This is a genomic window from Geobacillus thermodenitrificans subsp. thermodenitrificans DSM 465 (assembly GCF_000496575.1).
In the GTDB taxonomy this organism is placed as follows: domain Bacteria; phylum Bacillota; class Bacilli; order Bacillales; family Anoxybacillaceae; genus Geobacillus; species Geobacillus thermodenitrificans.
On the sequence record NZ_AYKT01000006.1, the window covers coordinates 83,286 to 102,852 of the forward strand.

At 51.6% G+C, this 19,567-nt stretch carries 24 protein-coding genes; 6 read left to right on the top strand and 18 right to left on the bottom strand.

The window, feature by feature from the left end; translation table 11 throughout:
• Positions 1–109: 109 nt before the first annotated feature.
• From prsW to DSM465_RS0107035, 7 genes are all read right to left on the bottom strand, one after another.
• Positions 110–805: a glutamic-type intramembrane protease PrsW gene (gene prsW / locus DSM465_RS0107005; protein WP_008879645.1), complete on the bottom strand. Its 696-nt coding sequence runs from the start codon at positions 803–805 to the stop codon at positions 110–112.
• Between the two features lie 84 nt (positions 806–889).
• Entirely contained in the window at positions 890–1,861 is a 972-nt protein-coding gene (locus DSM465_RS0107010) for an asparaginase (RefSeq protein ID WP_029760987.1), read from the bottom strand.
• Positions 1,862–1,931: 70 nt separating this feature from the next.
• Complete coding sequence (locus tag DSM465_RS0107015; RefSeq protein WP_008879647.1) at positions 1,932–2,924, bottom strand: YpdA family putative bacillithiol disulfide reductase; 993 nt, start codon at positions 2,922–2,924, stop codon at positions 1,932–1,934.
• An 89-nt stretch (positions 2,925–3,013) separates the two neighbouring features.
• A complete protein-coding gene (locus DSM465_RS0107020) occupies positions 3,014–4,285 on the bottom strand; it encodes a Glu/Leu/Phe/Val family dehydrogenase (protein ID WP_008879648.1) in 1,272 nt (423 codons plus the stop codon).
• A gap of 171 nt (positions 4,286–4,456) precedes the next feature.
• Complete coding sequence (locus tag DSM465_RS0107025; protein WP_008879649.1) at positions 4,457–5,047, bottom strand: genetic competence negative regulator; 591 nt, start codon at positions 5,045–5,047, stop codon at positions 4,457–4,459.
• An 88-nt stretch (positions 5,048–5,135) separates the two neighbouring features.
• On the bottom strand, positions 5,136–5,939 hold the full coding sequence (locus DSM465_RS0107030) for a metallophosphoesterase (protein ID WP_008879650.1): 804 nt from the start codon (positions 5,937–5,939) through the stop codon (positions 5,136–5,138).
• A gap of 11 nt (positions 5,940–5,950) precedes the next feature.
• Positions 5,951–6,343, bottom strand: coding sequence for a hypothetical protein (locus DSM465_RS0107035; protein ID WP_008879651.1), 393 nt, complete (start codon positions 6,341–6,343; stop codon positions 5,951–5,953).
• Positions 6,344–6,450: 107 nt separating this feature from the next.
• Between DSM465_RS0107035 and DSM465_RS0107040 the strand changes: the two genes are divergently transcribed.
• Genes DSM465_RS0107040 through DSM465_RS0107050 form a run of 3 tightly spaced genes read left to right on the top strand, consistent with a single transcriptional unit; the run spans position 6,451 to position 7,541 of the window.
• Entirely contained in the window at positions 6,451–6,681 is a 231-nt protein-coding gene (locus tag DSM465_RS0107040) for a spore coat associated protein CotJA (protein WP_008879652.1), read from the top strand.
• Positions 6,678–6,938: a spore coat protein CotJB gene (locus DSM465_RS0107045; RefSeq protein WP_008879653.1), complete on the top strand. Its 261-nt coding sequence runs from the start codon at positions 6,678–6,680 to the stop codon at positions 6,936–6,938. The genes DSM465_RS0107040 and DSM465_RS0107045 overlap by 4 nt, the downstream gene beginning before the upstream one ends.
• Before the next feature lie 33 nt (positions 6,939–6,971).
• Entirely contained in the window at positions 6,972–7,541 is a 570-nt protein-coding gene (locus tag DSM465_RS0107050; RefSeq protein ID WP_029760988.1) for a manganese catalase family protein, read from the top strand.
• A 29-nt stretch (positions 7,542–7,570) separates the two neighbouring features.
• Here the strand turns inward: DSM465_RS0107050 and DSM465_RS0107055 are convergent, their stop codons facing one another.
• From DSM465_RS0107055 to DSM465_RS0107075, 5 genes are all read right to left on the bottom strand, one after another.
• Complete coding sequence (locus DSM465_RS0107055; protein WP_008879656.1) at positions 7,571–8,017, bottom strand: YpbF family protein; 447 nt, start codon at positions 8,015–8,017, stop codon at positions 7,571–7,573.
• A 113-nt stretch (positions 8,018–8,130) separates the two neighbouring features.
• Positions 8,131–8,637: a LysM peptidoglycan-binding domain-containing protein gene (locus DSM465_RS0107060; RefSeq protein WP_011887709.1), complete on the bottom strand. Its 507-nt coding sequence runs from the start codon at positions 8,635–8,637 to the stop codon at positions 8,131–8,133.
• 4 nt (positions 8,638–8,641) lie between these two features.
• Positions 8,642–9,229: a CPBP family intramembrane glutamic endopeptidase gene (locus DSM465_RS0107065; RefSeq protein ID WP_008879658.1), complete on the bottom strand. Its 588-nt coding sequence runs from the start codon at positions 9,227–9,229 to the stop codon at positions 8,642–8,644.
• A complete protein-coding gene (locus DSM465_RS0107070) occupies positions 9,213–10,736 on the bottom strand; it encodes a RecQ family ATP-dependent DNA helicase (RefSeq protein ID WP_008879659.1) in 1,524 nt (507 codons plus the stop codon). The genes DSM465_RS0107065 and DSM465_RS0107070 overlap by 17 nt, the downstream gene beginning before the upstream one ends.
• Complete coding sequence (locus tag DSM465_RS0107075) at positions 10,724–11,770, bottom strand: helix-turn-helix domain-containing protein (protein WP_029760989.1); 1,047 nt, start codon at positions 11,768–11,770, stop codon at positions 10,724–10,726. Before DSM465_RS0107075 ends, DSM465_RS0107070 begins: the two co-directional genes overlap by 13 nt.
• Before the next feature lie 252 nt (positions 11,771–12,022).
• Between DSM465_RS0107075 and DSM465_RS0107080 the strand changes: the two genes are divergently transcribed.
• The 3 genes from DSM465_RS0107080 to serA all read left to right on the top strand — a co-directional run bounded on the left by DSM465_RS0107080 (position 12,023) and on the right by serA (position 14,743).
• The gene (locus tag DSM465_RS0107080) at positions 12,023–12,271 is read left to right on the top strand and encodes a ferredoxin (protein ID WP_008879661.1); all 249 of its coding nucleotides are present in this window, start codon (positions 12,023–12,025) and stop codon (positions 12,269–12,271) included.
• Between the two features lie 173 nt (positions 12,272–12,444).
• Positions 12,445–12,948 carry an inorganic diphosphatase gene (locus tag DSM465_RS0107085; protein ID WP_029760990.1) on the top strand — a complete coding sequence of 168 codons (504 nt, stop codon included), beginning with the start codon at positions 12,445–12,447 and terminating at the stop codon, positions 12,946–12,948.
• A gap of 220 nt (positions 12,949–13,168) precedes the next feature.
• Positions 13,169–14,743 carry a phosphoglycerate dehydrogenase gene (serA, locus tag DSM465_RS0107090; protein ID WP_029760991.1) on the top strand — a complete coding sequence of 525 codons (1,575 nt, stop codon included), beginning with the start codon at positions 13,169–13,171 and terminating at the stop codon, positions 14,741–14,743.
• Positions 14,744–14,930: 187 nt separating this feature from the next.
• Here serA and DSM465_RS0107095 read toward each other — a convergent pair whose 3' ends face one another.
• From DSM465_RS0107095 to DSM465_RS0107125, 6 genes are all read right to left on the bottom strand, one after another.
• Positions 14,931–15,743 carry a histidinol-phosphatase gene (locus tag DSM465_RS0107095; RefSeq protein WP_008879665.1) on the bottom strand — a complete coding sequence of 271 codons (813 nt, stop codon included), beginning with the start codon at positions 15,741–15,743 and terminating at the stop codon, positions 14,931–14,933.
• 305 nt (positions 15,744–16,048) lie between these two features.
• Positions 16,049–17,155, bottom strand: a complete 1,107-nt coding sequence (locus tag DSM465_RS0107105; RefSeq protein WP_008879666.1) for a GerMN domain-containing protein — start codon at positions 17,153–17,155, stop codon at positions 16,049–16,051.
• The gene (sigX, locus tag DSM465_RS0107110; RefSeq protein WP_029760992.1) at positions 17,133–17,678 is read right to left on the bottom strand and encodes an RNA polymerase sigma factor SigX; all 546 of its coding nucleotides are present in this window, start codon (positions 17,676–17,678) and stop codon (positions 17,133–17,135) included. The genes DSM465_RS0107105 and sigX overlap by 23 nt, the downstream gene beginning before the upstream one ends.
• 115 nt (positions 17,679–17,793) lie before the next feature.
• Complete coding sequence (locus DSM465_RS0107115; protein ID WP_029760993.1) at positions 17,794–18,510, bottom strand: AIR synthase related protein; 717 nt, start codon at positions 18,508–18,510, stop codon at positions 17,794–17,796.
• A complete protein-coding gene (locus DSM465_RS0107120; RefSeq protein WP_029760995.1) occupies positions 18,503–18,991 on the bottom strand; it encodes an ECF transporter S component in 489 nt (162 codons plus the stop codon). Before DSM465_RS0107120 ends, DSM465_RS0107115 begins: the two co-directional genes overlap by 8 nt.
• Entirely contained in the window at positions 18,988–19,566 is a 579-nt protein-coding gene (locus DSM465_RS0107125) for a cob(I)yrinic acid a,c-diamide adenosyltransferase (protein ID WP_029760996.1), read from the bottom strand. Before DSM465_RS0107125 ends, DSM465_RS0107120 begins: the two co-directional genes overlap by 4 nt.
• Between the last annotated feature and the right edge of the window lies 1 nt (position 19,567).

Here is a 19,567-nt window from a genome sequence, read left to right on the forward strand (position 1 = left end):
CTCTTTATACAGAAAAAAGAAGAAGGGGCCGTCCGGAAAGCCGTGTTTTCGACTTTCGGATGCCCCTTTTCACGTTCCAACATCTTGCTATAGCAACCATCTTCATTTTTTAAGGCAGTTCTACTTTGCGAACGACTCCTTGCGCCGACGACGTCACTTGACAGCGGATGTACCCTTTTGCCTTCTTCACTTTGCGCAGCGCCACCCACCATAAGGCAAGCATAAACGGCCCCATGTAATAACCCCATTGTTTCTCGGCCAACAAAATCCAATCATAGATGCCATGAAGAAAAAACGGCAGCAAAAACGATGCCCATAAATAATAACGGCGCTTTCGGCCAGCAAATTTCGCCTTGCCGAAATAAAACCCCATAATGACGGCAAACAGCGCATGGCTTGACACCGGCAGCAGTGCCCGGGTGACGGCTGTCTCCAATCCGTTGGCTAGCAAGTATAAAATGTTCTCTAACGTCGCAAAACCTAATGAGACGCTGGCACTATACACAATGCCGTCGTACGGCTCATCAAATTCGTCGTGGTCATACACAAAAAAATAGATAATAAACCATTTGACAAACTCTTCGAGCAACGCCGCAGATAAAAACGCTTCAGCCGCCGGCGACGAAATGATTTTTTCTTCCACCAACACGTATTGAATAAACATGATGGGAAAAACAAGGAGAACACCGAAGAAAAACATGCGCAACACAAAAGACAACGGTTCAGCTTCATACTCGTCCTTTAAATAAAAATAACTGAGCAGCGCCACCCCAGGGGCGACGCCGGCAGAAATGAGCGAAAACATATCGATCCCCGTTTCTCTGTCTTTTTACCTCTATCGTAACACGAAACTAGGGAGTGAAAAAGAGAATTTACTAGGCAACTTCACCTAATAGGCAAACAAGTTGTCGATATCCGCGTTGGAGGCGAGGGCGACGGCGAGCTTGATGCGCGCTTTTTTTGCGTCATAATCGCTGCCGAGAATCACGCCTTTTTTATGCAAGTCATAAGCGCTCCCTAAATAATCGTACGTCGTATACACCGCCCCTTCCTCAGCGCTCGTCGTCACAACGACTTTGATGCCGGCTTCGAGAGCCTTGACGATTTCACCGACCATGTTCGGCGCCACTTGCCCGCGACCGACCCCTTCAAGCACGATGCCGGCCACACCGCTTTCGCGGGCTGCTTTAATAAATTTTCCGTCTGCTTCCAAATAACATTTCACAATATCGACGGGCGGAAGCGGGCGCACGAGCTCGTAATATTCACGGCGGATCGGTTTTTGGTACACGTGCACTTCGTCGTTGTCAATAATGCCTAAATACCCGAAGCCAAACGAGTTAAACCCTTGAATGTTCGAAGCATGTTCTTTTTTCACGTATTTGGCGGCAAAAATGCGTTCATTGAACACGACGACTGTTCCCGCTCCTCGCAGCGACTCAGCGCACGCAGCGTAAATGGCATGGCGGATGTTGATATACACATCGCTGCCCAAATCGGCCGGAGCCCGCTGCGAGCCGGTGACGACGATCGTTCGCGGGTCATTCACAGTCAAATCAAGAAAGTACGCCGTCTCCTCAAGCGCATCAGTCCCGTGGGTGACGACGATACCATCGACGGACGGATCGGCGAAATGCGCCTCAATCCGTTTTTTTAGCTCAAGCCAATGCGCAAATGTCAAATGCATGCTCGGCAACTGGAACACGCTTTCGACTTTGACCTCGATCTCTTTCGGCAAATGGCACATCGCGGCAAGCTCTTCGCCACTTAACGCCCCGGCATTCAAGCGGCCGGAGCGTTCATTCCGTTTGCTGGCGATCGTGCCGCCAGTCGTCAGCAGCACTACTTTCCGTTTCGTCACATCCGTCACCTTCGCTTTCCGATTTTAAACATGATGCCCGCCTAATTTCTACCGCACTCAAATGGTGTTGTTACAGCGGCTTCCGAGCCGATGCTTCCTGCTCTCGTTGGGCGATGCAGGCAGCGATGTGATCGCCATGAAAACGGCCGTTTTCGATAAAAATTTCATTGGCATTATTACCAGCGGCGATCACCCCTGCGATAAACACCCCCGGCACGTTTGTCTCCATCGTTTCTGGGTCATAGTGCGGCCGTCCGCTTTCCGGATCGACGCGAACGCCGATATTCGTTAAAAAGCTATGGTCGGGATGATAGCCAGTCATGGCGAACACAAAATCGTTTTTGATCGTTTTCGTTTCCCCGTTTACTTCGTAAGTCACAGCATCTTCCGTAATTTCTTTCACGTGAGCGTGAAATTCCATGCGAATGACGCCTTTGCGCACCAATGCATCAAACTCCGGCAAAATCCACGGTTTGATGCTTTTGGAATACTCGCTGCCGCGATACAGCACCGTGACGCGCGCCCCAGCTTTCACAAGTTCCATCGCCGCATCGACGCTCGAGTTTTTCCCACCAATAACGACGCAGTCGGTGTTGAAGTACGGATGCGCTTCTTTAAAATAATGCATTACTTTCGGCAACTCTTCCCCCGGTACATTCATATAGTTTGGATGGTCGTAATACCCGGTGGCAACGACAATGTATTGAGCGCGATACTTGCCTTTTGTCGTTTCGACCAAAAAAGTCCCGTCTTCTTGCTGCTTGACGGTTTTCACTTCTTCAAACGTGTTGACGCGCACTTGTTTACGGACGACGACTTCGCGGTAATACGCGAGCGCCTGGCTTCTCGTCGGCTTTCGATTTTCCGTAATAAACGGCACGCCGCCGATCTCCAACCGGTCACTCGTGCTGAAAAACGTTTGATGCGTCGGAAAACGGTAAATCGCATGGACGATATTCCCTTTTTCGATCACAAGCGGTGAAAACCCAGCGTCCTGCAAAGCGATCGCCGCCGCCAGTCCGCATGGTCCGCCGCCAACGATGATAATTTTTTCTTCTCTCATGTTTTTTGTCACCTCACACGAAGCAAAAAATCCCCTATCTTATGATAGGGGATTTCACTCCAGCATGCAAACGTCTGTGCTCGCCGCGTTTACACCCAGCCGCGGAATCGGCACGCTTCCGCCATTTTACGGACGCCGACCATGTATGCGGCAAGGCGCATATCAACGCGGCGCGTTTGCGCCATGTCATAAACATTATTAAACGCCTTGACCATCACTTTCTCAAGCCGCTGTTCGACTTCTTCTTCCGTCCAATAATAGCCTTGGTTGTTTTGCACCCATTCAAAGTACGACACTGTCACGCCACCAGCGCTTGCGAGCACATCCGGGACGAGCAAAATGCCGCGTTGCGTTAAAATTTCTGTTGCCTCGAGCGTCGTCGGGCCGTTCGCCGCCTCAACGACGATGCTCGCCTTAATGCGTGGGGCATTTTCGGCCGTAATTTGGTTTTCGATAGCCGCCGGCACTAAAATGTCGCAATCGAGTTCAAGCAGTTCTTTATTGGAAATCGTATTTTTAAACAGCTTCGTCACCGTGCCAAAGCTGTCACGCCGCTCGAGCAAATAGTCGATATCAAGCCCGTTCGGATCGTACAACGCACCGTATACGTCGGAAATACCAACGACTTTCGCACCGGCGTCATGCATAAACTTCGCCAAATAGCTGCCGGCGTTGCCAAACCCTTGAACGACGACACGCGCTCCTTCGAGCGACAAGCCGCGTTTTTTCGCCGCCTCGCGGATACAAATCGTCACCCCTTTGGCCGTCGCTGTTTCCCGACCATGCGAACCGCCGAGCACGAGTGGCTTTCCGGTAATAAAGCCCGGCGAATCGAATTCACGGATGCGGCTATACTCATCCATCATCCACGCCATAATTTGCGAGTTCGTAAACACATCAGGTGCTGGAATGTCTTTGGATGGTCCAACGATTTGGCTGATGGCGCGCACATAGCCGCGGCTCAACCGTTCAAGCTCGCGGAACGACATCGTGCGCGGATCACAGACGATACCGCCTTTGCCGCCGCCATACGGCAGATCGACGATACCGCATTTTAAGGTCATCCAAATAGACAGCGCTTTCACCTCACGTTCAGTGACATTAGGATGGAAGCGCACGCCACCTTTTGTCGGACCGACCGCATCGTTATGCTGTGCCCGATAGCCAGTAAAAATTTTCACCGATCCGTCGTCCATGCGCACCGGAATGCGGACGGTCAGCACGCGGATCGGCTCTTTCAGGAGCTCGTATACTTCTTCCGGGTAGCCGAGCTTTTCCAATGCTCTATGTATAACAATTTGCGTCGACGCCAACACGTCGTACTGTTGTTCTTTGTCTTCCGTATGCTTATCGGCTGCCATCACGTAAACCTCCTATAAGCTCGCTATAATAGTTTGTCGCCCTCCATGTCATAGTATACACCTTCTGATGGCGGATGCAAAGGAAAAAAGGCTGAAACGGACCAAACATTCCAAACATTGTTTCCTGCGAAAAAATAGACTCCTTGTCCATATACAGGAGTCTAGTCGTGCTTAGTTAGCCCGGAAATAATGAACGAGTTGCTCAATGGCGCGGCGTTCCATTAATCGTTTCCCATATTCTTGCACACGGTGTATCGTTATCGTAGCCGGGTTGCCGAACTCGGCCAGCAAGGCGACAAAATTGTCGAGCGGAATCGGTGGTTCTTCGGCAACATGCAAGTAAAAGCGGCCCTGGTACGAATAGAGCGTGCCGTCGAGGCAGCCGACCGCACACAAACGATGGGCGAGCTGAATGACATCTTCGAACGTTTGAAATTCGTAAAATATGTCATCGCTCTCATCGAGCGTTACTTGCATTTCAATGTAATCGTCCGCAAATTCTTCTTCGATGTCGTTGTAGTCGCCCTCATTCGTAACGATAACGACCATGCCCTGTGCCGGTAAAGAGTAAACTTCGACCGCGATCGATCCGTTCACTTCGAAGCCGAGCTCTTCGCTTGCTTCCTCAATCATATCTCGAAACAGCTGATGCACTTTAAACGTGTCTCTCCACAAATCGTCTTTTGTCAATCCGCGGTCCAGCAAATCGTCAAACGTCAAAAAGATTTTTATTTTATTGTGGGTCAAGCGCTCAAGACGCATCGGCAACCCCTCCTTACCTACAGAGCCATCTCTTACCGTTATTGTATGTTGCAACTCGCAATTGGTTCGTTTGTTATTATTAATGAGTTTACATCGTTTTCCCGGTTTTAGACAAGCATTTTTTCTCGGTTGCCAGTTTCCCAGGCACAATTTTGATGAGATGGGTTTCTGCCGGCGCCCCAAGGCGAAGCGGCACCCCGGTCGTCCCGTAGCCGTTACTCGTGAACAACGCCGTGTTGCCGTGCCATTTGAGCCCTCCTTTTTCATACAACCCAAACGAAAACAGCCGAATTTGTCCACCATGTGTATGGCCGCTCAACACGAGCGAAATATGTTGCTCATCTTCGAGACGAGCAATGATTGCCGGATTATGACAGGCTAAAATGCGAAATGATTCAGGCGGGACGTGTTCGAGCGCCCGAGCGATATCCGCCTCCTTACGGCTGACATCACCGACGCCGATGAGCGCGATCGGCACACCGCCGTGCTCCCATACTTCCGCTTTGTTTTTGAGCACATAGACGCGTTCTTCCTCGAGCAATGATTGAAGATCGTAGTCGACTTCGTCATCATTGTTTCCCCAAACAAAATAAACAGGAGCGACCGTTTGCAGCCGACGTACGTTTTCACGGACGCGCGCAGCCGGCACCCCTTTCTCAGCCAAATCGCCGCCAATCACGACGAGGTCCGCTTTACCTTTCACCGTCTCAAGCATGCGGCACGAAACGCTCCGCCGATGAATATCAGAAATAAAAAAAATCGTAAGCGGAGGCCCATTGTCGGGAAAATGAGGAAACGACAGCGTCACATGACGAATCCGATTGCTGTGCGCTTCTTTCCACATATATCCAAACAAAAACAGAAAACTAATGATCGCTCCCCCGATGAACATACTTCCTCCTGCTAAAGCCGGTCACCTTCGCTCAACCGGCGTTCTCTCAACGTCATCATACCATAAAAGAAGGAAAAAACGAAAAAAAGCGCCGCCGTTTGCCAATGAAACTGAAACGCCCAATAAAAATGGCTAAGCGCCGCCATACTCACTACCCATTCACCAACACGAAACCGCCGGCCGGACAGTAGGCGCACGCTCCCGATGATCACCATGCGGATGAGGGCTCCATTAGCGGCAACACCAAGGAAAAAACAAGCAAGTGCAAGCCATGTCCGCAGCGGGACAAACAGAAATCCTGTCAAAAACTGAGCCAAGGAAAACGGCTGAAGCGGCGGCAGCCAGCGAAAAAACAAATAGGCGCCTAAAACAGCGGCCATGGCTGTCATCCATAGACGACCCATTTTTTCCTCCTTCGTTTTATTCCTATGATTCAGCATGCCAAACAGACATGAACGATGTCGCTCTATCATACATATAGACTGAACTTTACCAAAAAAGGAGGGGTTTTGTGTTTACGACGCGCAAACAATATGAGCCGTATATTAGTCCGTTTGATCCGTGCCCGCCGATCCGCGTCAAAACGTACGTCACCGCGCCGAACTTATACATCGGATTCCAGCCTCCAAACCTGCCGCAATTCCCTCTGCGTGAAGCATTAATGAAAGGAACGCTTTGGAAAGTGTTTTACGACCCTTATTACAGCCCTTACGAAACAAAAACAAAAGGTGATGGCTCATGAAACAAATGCCAAAGGAGTATTACGAGCGTTTGGAGGAGCTGCAAGCGGTCGACTTTGCCCTCGTTGAGCTCACGCTTTATTTAGACACCCATCCAACCGACTACCAAGCGATTCAACAATTTAACCAACTCGCTCAAAAGCGGAGACAGTTGAAAAAACAGTTTGAAGCCGCCTACGGGCCGCTTGAGCAGTTTGGCCATAGCTATTCCAACTACCCGTGGAACTGGGACGACACGCCGTGGCCTTGGCAAGTGTAGCCGATACATCACGAGCGCAAGGAGGAATGGATGATGTGGATTTATGAAAAAAAATTGCAATACCCGGTCCGCGTCAGCACGTGCAACCCGAGACTGGCAAAATATTTGATCGAACAGTACGGCGGGGCGGACGGAGAGCTCGCTGCCGCACTCCGTTACTTAAACCAGCGTTATACATTGCCATCGAAAGTGATCGGATTGCTAAACGACATCGGCACAGAAGAGCTCGCCCATCTCGAAATGATCGCAACCATGGTGTACAAACTAACGAAAGACGCGACGCCGGAACAACTGAAAGAAGCCGGGCTTGAGCCTCATTACGTCGACCATGAGCGCGCCCTCTTTTACCATAACGCTGCCGGCGTTCCGTTCACGGCAACGTACATTCAAGCGAAAGGCGACCCAATCACGGACTTGTACGAAGACATCGCTGCTGAAGAGAAGGCTCGCGCTACGTATCAATGGATTATTAATATGAGTGACGACCCAGACTTAAACGATGGGCTCCGCTTTTTACGCGAGCGGGAAATTATTCATTCACAACGATTCCGCGAAGCGGTGGAAATTTTAAAAGAAGAACGGAACCAAAAAAAATTTTTCTAAACTGAACACAGCTGGATGGAATCGCCCATTCAGCTGTGTTCATAATACAGGTTAATGTCGTACTCCCGCTTCAGCCACTCAAACAACCGGTGGCGCCCGTTCCACTGCTCTTCGTCTTTCCATAAATCGATACTTTTTTGAATAATTTCGCAACGGAGAGCGTGAAAATCATCTTCCGCCTTTTCGCTTTTTCCTTTGTAATAGACAGCTAACCAATACACCGTGCATAAAAGAAGCAAGATGAAAATGTGGACAGGTGCGGCAAAAAACCAAGCAAGCCGCTCGCTCCACGTCGCAACGGCCGAAACATTGGCAATAACATAAAGAAGGAAAGCAGCTAAGCCAACAAATGAAGCAACTTGCAAGATGGTCGTTCGCTTTTCGAGCCGCTCCCATTTTTTCTTCTTTTCAATGACAGCAAGCAACATTTCTTTTGTTACTTCATCGAGGGAAAATTCACTCGGAAAATGGGCCATCGTGCTCTCCCCCTTGTCCTCTTCTATTGTCCATCATATGCCGCTTCAAGCGACATTAGAACAAAGGAGAAAACACCGATCATCGATTGTTTGCATGCCGGGGTCGGCCGCACTCAGTTTTGTTCATGAAGCGGAATGCGCAGCGTTTGCCCTGGCTCAAGCCGGTTAGTTGACAAGCCGTTTTCTTTTTTGATGAGTTCCATCGCGCTTGGCGTGCCGTAATATTTCATGGCAATGCTGTATAGCGTTTCGTTCGCCGCGACAACATGGGTGACCGTCTTGCTGTTCGTTTGATCCACATCTTTTTCGTCCGCTGACCGCTCCCGTTTCGGCGTTTGTTCGGCAGCCTTCACGTCGTCGGCTTGAATGATGCGCACCTTTTCCCGGTTGCTGCTTTCCTCATGGCGGACGACTGTAACCGTCCCGGAATCCGATCGGGCGTGGTAGATGGCCATCACCGTGGCTGGCAGCGCCAAAAACAAAAGCGCCAGCAAGCGAACTGGGATGTATTTTCGCTTTTGTTCTTCTTTTTGCCGCCGCCTTTTTAGGCGTGATAACGGCGTATTCGTATCCGCCGCCGACCGTTTTCTCCGCTCTAGACGCTTCGATGTCCCTTCCATCTCTTTACTCCTCTTCCTCCTCCGTCTCCCGACTCAATCGAATATGTAAAGCAAGCACAAAATCAATTAAAAAATGAGCGATGACTGTCACCCATAAACTATCCGTCCGTTCATACAGCACGCCAAGAAACAGGCTAAGAAGGATAACCATGAAGAATAAAAACCATTTTTCCAAATAACGGACATGCAGCACGGCAAAGATCGCACTCGCCACCCAAAGCCCCCAATGTGTCTGCACGATGCCGCGAAACAGCCACTCTTCGGTAACGGCAATCAGCACACATAAAAAAAAGAGATGGGGAATGGAGCGGTTGCGAAAAATTTTTTCATTCACTCCGCCGTCATCATGCCAGTCTTCCGGCAAATAACGCATCGCCAAAAAGTCAGCCGTCAACACGAGCGCCGCCGCACCTACTCCGTATAACAGCACATCGCTCAGATCAAACCGCCAAAGCTGGCGCCACTCGGTCCAATCGAACAAAAAGAATGAGACGACGCCGGCAACGATAAGCAACAACGCTTGCGTCAAATAAAGATGAAAAAGCACTTCGCGGTCTGTCATATGTCGGATTTGTTCACTTTGCCGTCTCATCTTGCCGCCCCCTGCTGAAAAACATTTGCCATAGCTCTTCACGCCAATGGCGAATCGGCGCCGCAGCCAAGCGACGGGTGTCACGCATATAGGCATCGAGCCGCAGCCCACAACAGTCGCAGCAGTCACCCGGCTTGTCCGTCAGCTCTTCCCCGAACGCGCGAACGATCATCGCGCGCCGGCAGGAAGATGTGTGCACCCAGTCGTCCATTTCATGCAGCTTTTTTCGCTTCCAGCGCCGCCGCGTTTCAATCGCCGCGGCCATTCTTTCGTACAGTTGCTCCTTCACCTCTGCCGTGAGCCGACCAGGCGGCGCTGTTTGTCCCCATTCTAACAAGTACGTCAAGAGCCGTTTTTGTATCTCCGTAAACCCGCTTGCTTCGATGGCAGCATTCCATTGCTCCACAGCAACGTTGTCCGGGAGCCGCCAACACCATTCACGCAGCTCGTGCGGGTCGGGAAGCTCGGCTTCAGCCACCGCTTGGGCGATGGCCCGATCGCCATCAGCGTAAAACAGCACAGCCAAGCTCGGCGCCCCGTCGCGCCCGGCGCGCCCAATTTCCTGGACGTACGCCTCGAGCTGGGCCGGCATATGAAAATGGAGCACAAACCGAACGTTTTCTTTGTTCACGCCCATGCCAAACGCACTCGTGCAACAAACGATATCGAGCTGACCGTATAAAAATTGCTGCTGCACGAGCAGCCGCTGCTCTCCGTCCATGCCGGCGTGGTAGTACGCCACCCGCCCCGCTCCGCTCTGCTCAAGGCGGCGCGCCATTTCTTCCGCCCATTGACGGCTCGAAAAGTAAACGATCCCTGGCCCTTCAAGCTGCCTCGCATATTCAACTAAACGCGCTGCTTTTTCCTCAGCCGACAAGCAATACTCAACCTTTAAGGCGATGTTGGGGCGGTCGACAGAATAAATATGGAGGCAGGCGCGCTCCATCCCGAGCGTACGGACGATATCATCCCGCACTTCCGGCGGCGCCGTCGCCGTCAGCGCCAAGCACGGCGGCGAACCGAGCGCGCGCCGGACCGTCCCTAGTTTTAAAAAGTCGGGGCGGAAATCATAGCCCCATTGAGAAATGCAATGCGCTTCATCGACAACAAATAAGGAAATGCGCGTACGCCCAAGCGCCGTCAAAAATTTTGCCGATTGCAGCATTTCCGGCGAAGCGTAAATGAAGCGAAAATCGGGCAGCGAGGCGAGCGCCTGCCATTTTTCTTCGGCATCGAGCAAGCTATGGAAAGCAATCACCCGCTTTTCCCCCCGCCGGCGCAGCTGTTCGACTTGGTCTTCCATGAGCGAGACAAGCGGCGAAACAACAAGCACGCTTCCGGGGAGCAAATACGCCGGCAGCTGATAGCAAAGCGACTTGCCGCTTCCAGTCGGCAACATCGCCAACACATCGCGTCCGGCGAGCACGTCTTCAACCACTTCCCGCTGCCCCGGACGGAACGAGGCATGTCCGAATTGCGCATGCAAGATTTTTATTAATTCATCCAACGTCCCACTTCCTTTGCTAAAACGAGACGAATTTCAAAATAACTGACTGCGCCGCCGAGCGCCTCGCGGATGTGCTTTAACTTGCGCGTCCCGAGCGCCCGCGCCGCCGCTTGAATCGAAGCCGCCTTCTCATCTGTCACAAACGGTGCGATCGAAAAACTAGGTACATTGGCAGCAATTTCGACAATATGATCCTCAATCGTACTGCGCTTTAGGCGGCGAAGGAGTGCGATTTCTTCCATCGTTCTTCCTTTCTGCAGCCATTCGTACGTTTTTTGCGCCGATTGCGTCAGCTGCACCGGCACGAGTCCGTCCATCAGCTCCGCCATCGTCGGAGCGCGACCGGCCTCGGCCTCCGCCATCATATAATGGAGAACGTTGCGAAATTGAAACTGCACATAGAGCACATCTGTTTCCAAATAGGCAGCGATTTGCTCCGCCGTCCAGCCGATGCGCACGGCGCTCGTCAACCGCAGCGTGAACACTGTCGCCTCCTCTTCAGAGACGGCCTCAAGCAGCCGGATGAGCTCCTCGTAGAGCGAGGCAGCGAGCGTTTGGCGCGAGCCGTTGGCGAGCAAATATTGCTTCACCCATAGAAGCGTTCGCTCATCGCGACAAATCGGTGTAAAGCGCTGCCTGTAAACGAGGTTGGATAACGTTTGGCCAATGAGAGAGAGCCGCTGCCAAAACAGCTGTTCTATATCATGATAGCGCCACCCGTTCAAATGGCAGGGAAGCATGCTTTCTTGCGTATCAAGCCATCGCTTTCCGGCTTCTGTCAACCTATACGTCCGGTTCGCCCCCGGCGCGGCCAACTGCTGTTCGATCAGCTCCTGTACGGCCGCTTCAAGCTTGGCCACCGTCACATCTTTCCACGTGCCGAAAAACGGCTCAAGCTGAAACCATTTGCTGTCTTGCAACGTTTGAGCCGACTTTTTTCCGGAAAATAAATGGTACACCGCCGCCAGCGTCCGTTCGCCGTTGAAGCGGCGCAAGCAGTGCGCAAGCAGAAACGAGGCATAACCATGCCGCATCACTTGTTCCTCCCTCGCCTCTATTGTAACAAAAATCGTCCGTCTGGTCGGCACGAAAAATATTCAGTTTGACACCCCTTCCATATGGTAACGAAAATAAACGACATGCATATGTGTAAAAATACAGGAGAGCAATTTTTTAGTTGAAAAGCATGGCAAACGGTCTTATTATAAAAGTGAAAGTTCATTTCCGAGCAGGCAACACGGAGATGGCACGTCCGTTTCCAATAAACTTGGGGAGGTTAGATCTTTATGCCAAAGTACACGATCGTCGATAAAGAAACCTGTATTGCCTGTGGAGCGTGTGGCGCAGCAGCTCCAGATATTTACGATTACGACGAAGACGGCATTGCCTACGTCACCCTTGATGACAACCAAGGAATCGTCGAAGTGCCGGATATTTTAATTGACGATATGATGGATGCGTTTGAAGGCTGCCCGACCGAATCAATCAAAGTCGCTGACGAACCGTTTGACGGCGATCCGAATAAATTTGATTGAGATTCCCCCTCTTGCCGATCGGCAAGAGGTTTTTTAGTGAAGACGTGAAAAAATCCCCTTCCATAAGTAGCGCATACTGGGCGAACATGCTAAAATAAGATTGTCTTGTCCGCCGTCCATTGGCGGACAAGTTTTCATGCATACATAACGAGCAAAACAAGGAGGAACGGGTTATGGCATTCGAAAATAAAGTTGTCGAAGCGTTTATTGAAATTCCGACTGGCAGCCAAAACAAATATGAGTTCGACAAAGAACGGGGCATTTTCAAACTTGACCGCGTTTTGTACTCACCGATGTTTTATCCAGCCGAATATGGCTACTTACAAAATACGTTGGCGCTTGATGGCGACCCGCTCGATATTTTAGTCATTACGACGAATCCGACATTCCCAGGCTGCGTCATCGATACGCGCGTCATCGGCTTTTTAAACATGATCGACAGCGGCGAGGAAGATGCGAAACTAATCGGCGTACCGGTTGAGGATCCTCGGTTTGATGAAGTTCGCTCAATCGAAGACTTGCCGCAGCATAAACTGAAAGAAATCGCCCACTTCTTTGAACGCTATAAAGACTTGCAAGGCAAACGAACAGAAATCGGCACATGGGAAGGTCCAGAAGCCGCTGCCAAATTGATCGAGGAATGCATCGCCCGCTACAATGAGAAAAAAAATCAATAATCGACACTAGACACTAACCAGAACGGACATTGTATCTATTTCCGAACTATCTCGCCCATATTCTTTAATATGGGCGTTTTTCTTTTTCTAAAACCGAACATTATCAAACAAGAAATCGTTTTCATTTGTATAACTTCTTCAAACCCCATTGACAGACACCGCTTTAGTATGTTAAATTATCAGAAATTTAACATCTTCGAAAAAGAAAGGAGCACTAGCCGTGTTTCGCGTACTCGTTTCCGACGCCATTAGTGAAGAAGGTTTGGCGCCATTGCGCACATCAGCACATATTGACATTGTGCAAAAAAAAGTTGGCGAAGTTGAAGACGAATTACATACGTTCGACGCCTTGCTTGTGCGCAGCGCGACGAAAGTGACGGAAGACCTATTGGAAAAAATGACGAACTTGAAAATTGTCGGTCGCGCCGGTGTCGGTGTTGACAACATTGATATCGACGCGGCGACAAAACGCGGCATCGTCGTTATTAACGCACCAAACGGCAATACAATTTCCGCTGCTGAACACACATTTGCGATGATGGCGGCGCTTGTTCGCCATATCCCGCAGGCGCACATTTCCGTCAAATCGCGGGAATGGAATCGCTCAGCGTTTGTCGGCAAAGAACTGTTTGGCAAGAAGCTTGGCGTAATTGGCTTTGGCCGCATCGGATCAGAAGTCGCCAAACGGGCGCGCGCGTTTGGCATGACCGTGCACGTATATGACCCGTTTTTAACGAAAGAGCGGGCGGAAAAACTCGGTGTCTCCATCCATTCGCTCGATGAAGTGCTTGCTTCCGCCGACATCATCACCGTCCATACACCGCTGACAAAAGAAACGCGGGGGCTGCTTGGCACGGAAAACTTGGCAAAAACGAAAAAAGGAGTTTATCTGATCAACTGCGCCCGCGGCGGCATCATCGATGAACAGGCGCTCATTCCGTTTTTAGAAAGCGGCCACGTCGCTGGCGTCGCCCTTGACGTCTTTGAACAAGAGCCGCCAGGCGACCATCCGCTTTTGGCGTTCTCCAATGTCATCGCTACGCCGCACCTAGGGGCATCGACCGTTGAGGCGCAATTGAACGTTGCCACGCAGGTCGCTGAAGAGTTGCTTCACTTTGTCGAAGGACAGCCGGTCACGTCGTCGATTAACTTGCCGGCCTTGTCAAAAGACGTCTATGAAAAAATTCAATCATTCTATCATTTAGGACGGAAGCTCGGCTTAATCGCGTCGCAATTTATGAACATCCCGGTGCAAGAGCTGTCCGTCACCTATGCCGGCACAGTCGCTGATTTGGAAACGACGTATATCACCCGCAGCTTGCTCGCGGGCTTCTTGCAACCGCGCGTCGCCTCCACCGTCAATGAGGTAAACGCCGCCATGGTCGCCAAAGAGCGCGGCATTACGTACGGCGAAAAATTTTCTGATGAAACGCATGGGTATGCGAACTGCATTTCGCTTACCGTCCATGGCGAGAACAAAACGTTCACGATTAAAGGGACGCACGTGCCGAACTACGGCGATCGCATCGTCCACTTCGACGGCGTCGCCATTGATTTCGCTCCGGAAGGCCATCTTCTTTACATCCAGCATCAAGACCGTCCGGGGATGATCGGGAAAGTCGGGAACATTCTCGGAGCCCACGACGTCAACATCGCAACGATGCAAGTCGGTCGTCAAGAGGCAGGGGGAAAAGCGATGATGATCCTCTCGCTGGACAAACCTGTTGACGATGCCGTGTTAAAAACATTGGCGCAAATTGATGATATTGAGACCGTCAAACGCCTTGAGGCGTAGTCATAAAAAACGCAGGCTTCTTGTTTCGAAGCCTGCGTTTTTTCGGCCGTTACGTCAAACAGTGAAACGGCGTCCGTCCCCCACCGGAATTTCTCTTGCATCACGCCACAATCCATCCCGTCCGGCCATAAAACATGCAGGCTCCCAGGATTGGAAACCTGCATGTTTTTTCATCGTATCATTCCGTTCAACCGAGCGGCACTGCCTTCCGTTCTCCTTTCGAGAACGTCATCAACTCAGTATAACCAACGCTGCGGGCAAGTTCAATTGCCTTATCAAAGTCGGCACCGACATGTTCCGGCACGTGCGCGTCAGAGGAGAAGACGATTGGAATGCCTTTTTCATAGCACATTTTTAGCAAGCGTGGATCCGGGTACAGCTCACCGACCGGCTTACGCAGCCCGGCCGTGCTGATCTCAACGCATGTTTTTGAATTAGCGAGCGCCGTTGTCGCCCGGTCATATTGCTCGAGCAAAAATTCTTCATCTTCCGGAACATATTTAAAAATTTTCACCAAATCGAGGTGACCGATAATATCAAATAAGTTCGATTCAGCAAGCGTCACGACTTGATCAAAATATTTGCGGTATGTATCGTACAAATCACGACGTTCCCACTCGCGGCGATATTCGACTAAGTCAATGCCAAAGTCGTCGACCCAATGGATGGAGCCGATGACATAGTCAAAATCGTACGAGCGGATGAACGCCGCCATCTCTTCATGCTTGCCTGGCGTATAGTCCATTTCGATGGACATTTTCACATCGATGCCGGCATCCCACGCTTCATGGAACAGCTGGACATAATCAGCCATATCGTAGCAGCGGCGCGCTTCCACCCACGGATTGGACAAAATGTTTTTTGTTTGATAAAAATGATACGCGTGTTCGGAAATGCCGAAATGCTCAATCCCTTTTTTCGCCGCCTCATCCGTAAATTGACGCAAATAATCAAGCGTCAATGTCCCCCGTTCAAGATGGTTATGGTAGTCGGTCAACATCTGTCTTTCTCCTCTCCTGATGTTTTTCTCATTATAACGCATCACCGCGAAAGAGGACAACCGTTTTTCGAATATTCATCCAATCATCCGTTGGCACCGACGAGAAACAACAGACCGACGCATACTGCCACACCCGCAACCGCTAGGATCCGTCTCATGACATCATCCATTCTCCATTCCTCCTTCCTTCTTCGCACCATATATGTCTTATGTCAAAACGATGATCGATAGAACAACACGACGCCGACATTAACAAAACTGTAACAAAACGCCCCCGTAAAATGACCAAAAGGAGGCATCGGCCGCTATCGGCCGCCTGCCGTCAATAGTTCCTCGTTCGGACCGGCCGGCACCTTAATCCGCTCCCCGAGCGGATACGGACCGATGGACGAGCGGCCATTAGCCGCCAACGTCACCTCAAGCAAGCCAAACTCTTTCGCCGTCAATAAAATCGCTTCTGCCATGCGCGCCGCATCCGCTGCGTCCAGCGAAGCGGAAAAGCGAAGTGAAACAGTGGCATGACGCCCACTGGCATGAACGTGATCCACCTTCACTTCCGGTGGAATCGCCGGCTCAAGCCCACGGCCGCCCGGTTTTTTCATCCGCTGCACCGCCTCGGAAAACGAGCGGGCGGAGCTCGGTACTGAAATGAGCACGGCATGGCCGAACGAAGAAAGGCGGTTTATATAATAAATTCGTTTTTGCTGATCCACTTTTGTCGTTTTCAACGGTCCAGATGCTGATAGGTCAAGACCTTCCTCCGCTCCGGTGAAAAAGCGGATATTCTGTCCGCCCATTTGCCGCACGGTTTCCACCACCGCCATGAAAAACAGCTGCTGCTCCTCGCGATCAGCGGTAAATATGCGATGGTCGGCCGGAACGCGCACCGCCCAAGTGCCCCTGTCGCCTGCTTCTGGTGCCATCGTTATGCCATCAAGCCATTTGGCTGCGCTTCGTAACGAGGAGCGGTTGAGCTCATCCAACGCTGCCGTCAGCCGTTCTTCCAGGGCAAAACGGCCGAAAAGCGGGACAACTACCGGTACAACCATGCCAATTTTCCGGTCAGGTAAGGCGATTACCGCTTTACTTACCGCTTCATTCGACACCTCGGTCGCCATCATCGCTTCTGGATGGGAAGAAACATCGTTCGCTCGCCATGTCTGAACGGCAGATGAAGAGGCTACCTGTTTGTCCGCCGGTTCCGGAATGATTAGACGAGGAGCGGCAAACGCAGCCGCAACAAGCACCGCCGCCGACGCAACTGCCGGAAGCCAGCGCCGTTTCCAGCGTGCCGCTCGTCGGGCGCGCTCTAGCCGCTCGTAAATATCCTCTTTCGCGCGGCGGTCTTTGACAACGGGCAACTGTTCAAGTCCGTGTTGAATACATCGCTCATTCCAGTTGAGCTTTTTCATGTTGCCACCCCTCCCGTTCTGCCTCTTCCTCCATATATTGCTTCAGCGCCTTTAACGCGCGGTGTTGCGTCGTTTTTACTTTGCTCTCCGTCCAGCCAAGCGCTGCTGCCGTTTCCGCGATCGACAGCGACTGGATGAATCGGAGGACGAGCACAAGCTGCTGATCGACCGTACAGCGCGCCAAACAGCGATACATGAGTTGAATTTCCTCCTTTTGAATGGCAACCTCCTCCGGCATCGGTTCATCGGCGCCGATCGACTCTTCGCTCCATTCCGACGGACCAGCCCATTTGCGCCGATGTTTTTGCCGGCGGAAAAAATCGATCGCCACATGGCGCGCAATGGACAGCAGCCACGTTTTTTCACTGCATTGCCCTTTAAACCGCTTATACGAACGCAGCACTTTCACGTACACTTCTTGGACCAAATCTTCGGCATGCTCTCGATTCCGCACCATGTAAAACAAAAAATTAAACAAATCGTCATGATACTTTTCATACAACTGTTCAAAGACGGGGTCCATCGTCTCTCTCCCCCTATCCTTTTCCATGGACCGAAACCAAAAAAATCCCATTATCTTCATGATAACGGGTGGAAAACGAAAAGGAAACTGTTTTTTATCTAAAAACATCAGGCGATTACAGCTCGGCAAACAGCGAAAAAAAGAGACGTCCAGCCTGCTTCCTTAACACCTGCTCTCCAGCCGGGTCATAACTGATCAGCAAAGAGGTTGCCGGACCGCCGGAAGCAAAGAGCGGCAGCGGGCACGCACAGGCGCACCACTGACGGCCGTTGGCGACCAACAGCTGTGTCCATTCATAATAAATACCTTTTGAACCGATAGGGATCAATTCATAAACATACGGAGAAGCGAGAAGTTCGGCAACGAGTGAAAGAGGCGCGATCCAGTCCGAGTGCACCAACACGGCTGAGCCGACGAGCGGACGACCGATAACGGCAAACTTGGCTGTCTCCGGTGTGATGCCGATTCTCTTTTGTCCATGAGCCACTGTTCCGATCGCTGTCACCCCAAGCGCCGACTGTACGGTGGCAAAATTTGATTCACTGCTGCCTGTAATTGGGAGATCAAGTCCCAGCTCACTGCCCGCTTGCCTAATGCCACGGCAAAGAGCTTCCCATCGCTCATCAGCAATAAAGTTTTGCAGCACAACCGCCTTTGCCTCTGCCCCGACGCTTACTAATTCCATTAAGGCGACGCGGGCAGCAAAATAGGCAGTTGTCTCGGCCGGAACAAACACCGCATCGCCTTGTTTTTCCCCAACCGCTGCTGAACCGTCGGCGGCAATCGCTAGTTCAACACCATCGGTGAGCGGGAGAAAAAGCACATCACGCATGCGGCGCCTTCCCCCCTACTTTCGCTGCCAAGCGGACGACAGACGGCATAACCGCCATGGCGATCAATATATTCATAGCAGTGGCCACCGACAGCGGCGGAATGACCGCGATAACCAACGGCCAACCGAACGCAACGACAAGCGGCAACGGCGCCAAGAACACGTTACCGACAAAAAAGGCGATCGCTCCACCAAAGCGCCAGCCCCGCCCGTACATCGCGGCAAACAACGCACCAAGCACCGCCATTTCACAAGCGACAAGCCAATGGAACGGGCCGAGCGGCCAGCCGCCGATATAGGCGGAAATGAAGTGGCCAAGCCCGGCGACCGTTGCTCCGGCTTGCGGGCCGAGAACAGCGGCGGCAACGAGTGCCGGCGCACTGTCTAAAGCGATGCTACCGACAAACGTCGGTAGCTTGATGAACGAACCGATGACAGAAAGCGCCATACAAACGGCCAGCCAGGCAAAACGGCGGTTCATTGTTTTTCCTCCTTGTCTCGGAACACAATGGCACTCCGTTCGTATTCGATGTCGGCCACCCCTAAGCGCGCGTTCACCACCCGGGCAGCAGCGAACAAATAATCCGATAGACGATTCATATATTTGAGTACGGCATCATTGATCGGTTCCGCTTTTTGCAAGGAAACGATGCACCGTTCCGCCCGCCTTGTCACCGTGCGCGCCATATGAAGCGCAGCCGCCGCCTTCGAACCGCCTGGCAAAATGAACTTCTGCAGCGGCGGAGCCTCTTGCACGTACTCATCAATGCGCTGTTCTAAAAACGTGACCATCTCCTCGGTCACTTTATACGGCATCTTCCCGTTAACGATGGCCAAGTCACCGCCGCAGTCAAACAGCTCGTGCTGGATTTTTTGCAACTCGGCGCAAAGGTCACGAAACCGCTCATCGCCTGCCAATAAAGCGAGCGACCAGCCGATGAACGAATTCGCCTCATCAACCGTTCCGTACGCCTCGACGCGCAAATGATCTTTATCGACGCGCCCGCCGACTAAACTCGTTTTTCCTTGATCCCCTGTTCGTGTATACAGTTTCATT

Coding starts and splice junctions, on each gene's coding strand:
- prsW (WP_008879645.1), bottom strand. CDS start 805: ATGTTTTCGCTCATTTCTGCCGGCGTCGCCCCTGGGGTGGCGCTGCTC.
- DSM465_RS0107015 (WP_008879647.1), bottom strand. CDS start 2,924: ATGAGAGAAGAAAAAATTATCATCGTTGGCGGCGGACCATGCGGACTG.
- DSM465_RS0107020 (WP_008879648.1), bottom strand. CDS start 4,285: ATGGCAGCCGATAAGCATACGGAAGACAAAGAACAACAGTACGACGTG.
- DSM465_RS0107025 (WP_008879649.1), bottom strand. CDS start 5,047: ATGCGTCTTGAGCGCTTGACCCACAATAAAATAAAAATCTTTTTGACG.
- DSM465_RS0107030 (WP_008879650.1), bottom strand. CDS start 5,939: ATGTTCATCGGGGGAGCGATCATTAGTTTTCTGTTTTTGTTTGGATAT.
- DSM465_RS0107035 (WP_008879651.1), bottom strand. CDS start 6,343: ATGGGTCGTCTATGGATGACAGCCATGGCCGCTGTTTTAGGCGCCTAT.
- DSM465_RS0107045 (WP_008879653.1), top strand. CDS start 6,678: ATGAAACAAATGCCAAAGGAGTATTACGAGCGTTTGGAGGAGCTGCAA.
- DSM465_RS0107050 (WP_029760988.1), top strand. CDS start 6,972: ATGTGGATTTATGAAAAAAAATTGCAATACCCGGTCCGCGTCAGCACG.
- DSM465_RS0107055 (WP_008879656.1), bottom strand. CDS start 8,017: ATGGCCCATTTTCCGAGTGAATTTTCCCTCGATGAAGTAACAAAAGAA.
- DSM465_RS0107060 (WP_011887709.1), bottom strand. CDS start 8,637: ATGGAAGGGACATCGAAGCGTCTAGAGCGGAGAAAACGGTCGGCGGCG.
- DSM465_RS0107065 (WP_008879658.1), bottom strand. CDS start 9,229: ATGAGACGGCAAAGTGAACAAATCCGACATATGACAGACCGCGAAGTG.
- DSM465_RS0107075 (WP_029760989.1), bottom strand. CDS start 11,770: ATGCGGCATGGTTATGCCTCGTTTCTGCTTGCGCACTGCTTGCGCCGC.
- DSM465_RS0107080 (WP_008879661.1), top strand. CDS start 12,023: ATGCCAAAGTACACGATCGTCGATAAAGAAACCTGTATTGCCTGTGGA.
- DSM465_RS0107085 (WP_029760990.1), top strand. CDS start 12,445: ATGGCATTCGAAAATAAAGTTGTCGAAGCGTTTATTGAAATTCCGACT.
- DSM465_RS0107095 (WP_008879665.1), bottom strand. CDS start 15,743: ATGTTGACCGACTACCATAACCATCTTGAACGGGGGACATTGACGCTT.
- DSM465_RS0107105 (WP_008879666.1), bottom strand. CDS start 17,155: ATGAAAAAGCTCAACTGGAATGAGCGATGTATTCAACACGGACTTGAA.
- sigX (WP_029760992.1), bottom strand. CDS start 17,678: ATGGACCCCGTCTTTGAACAGTTGTATGAAAAGTATCATGACGATTTG.
- DSM465_RS0107115 (WP_029760993.1), bottom strand. CDS start 18,510: ATGCGTGATGTGCTTTTTCTCCCGCTCACCGATGGTGTTGAACTAGCG.
- DSM465_RS0107120 (WP_029760995.1), bottom strand. CDS start 18,991: ATGAACCGCCGTTTTGCCTGGCTGGCCGTTTGTATGGCGCTTTCTGTC.
- DSM465_RS0107125 (WP_029760996.1), bottom strand. CDS start 19,566: ATGAAACTGTATACACGAACAGGGGATCAAGGAAAAACGAGTTTAGTC.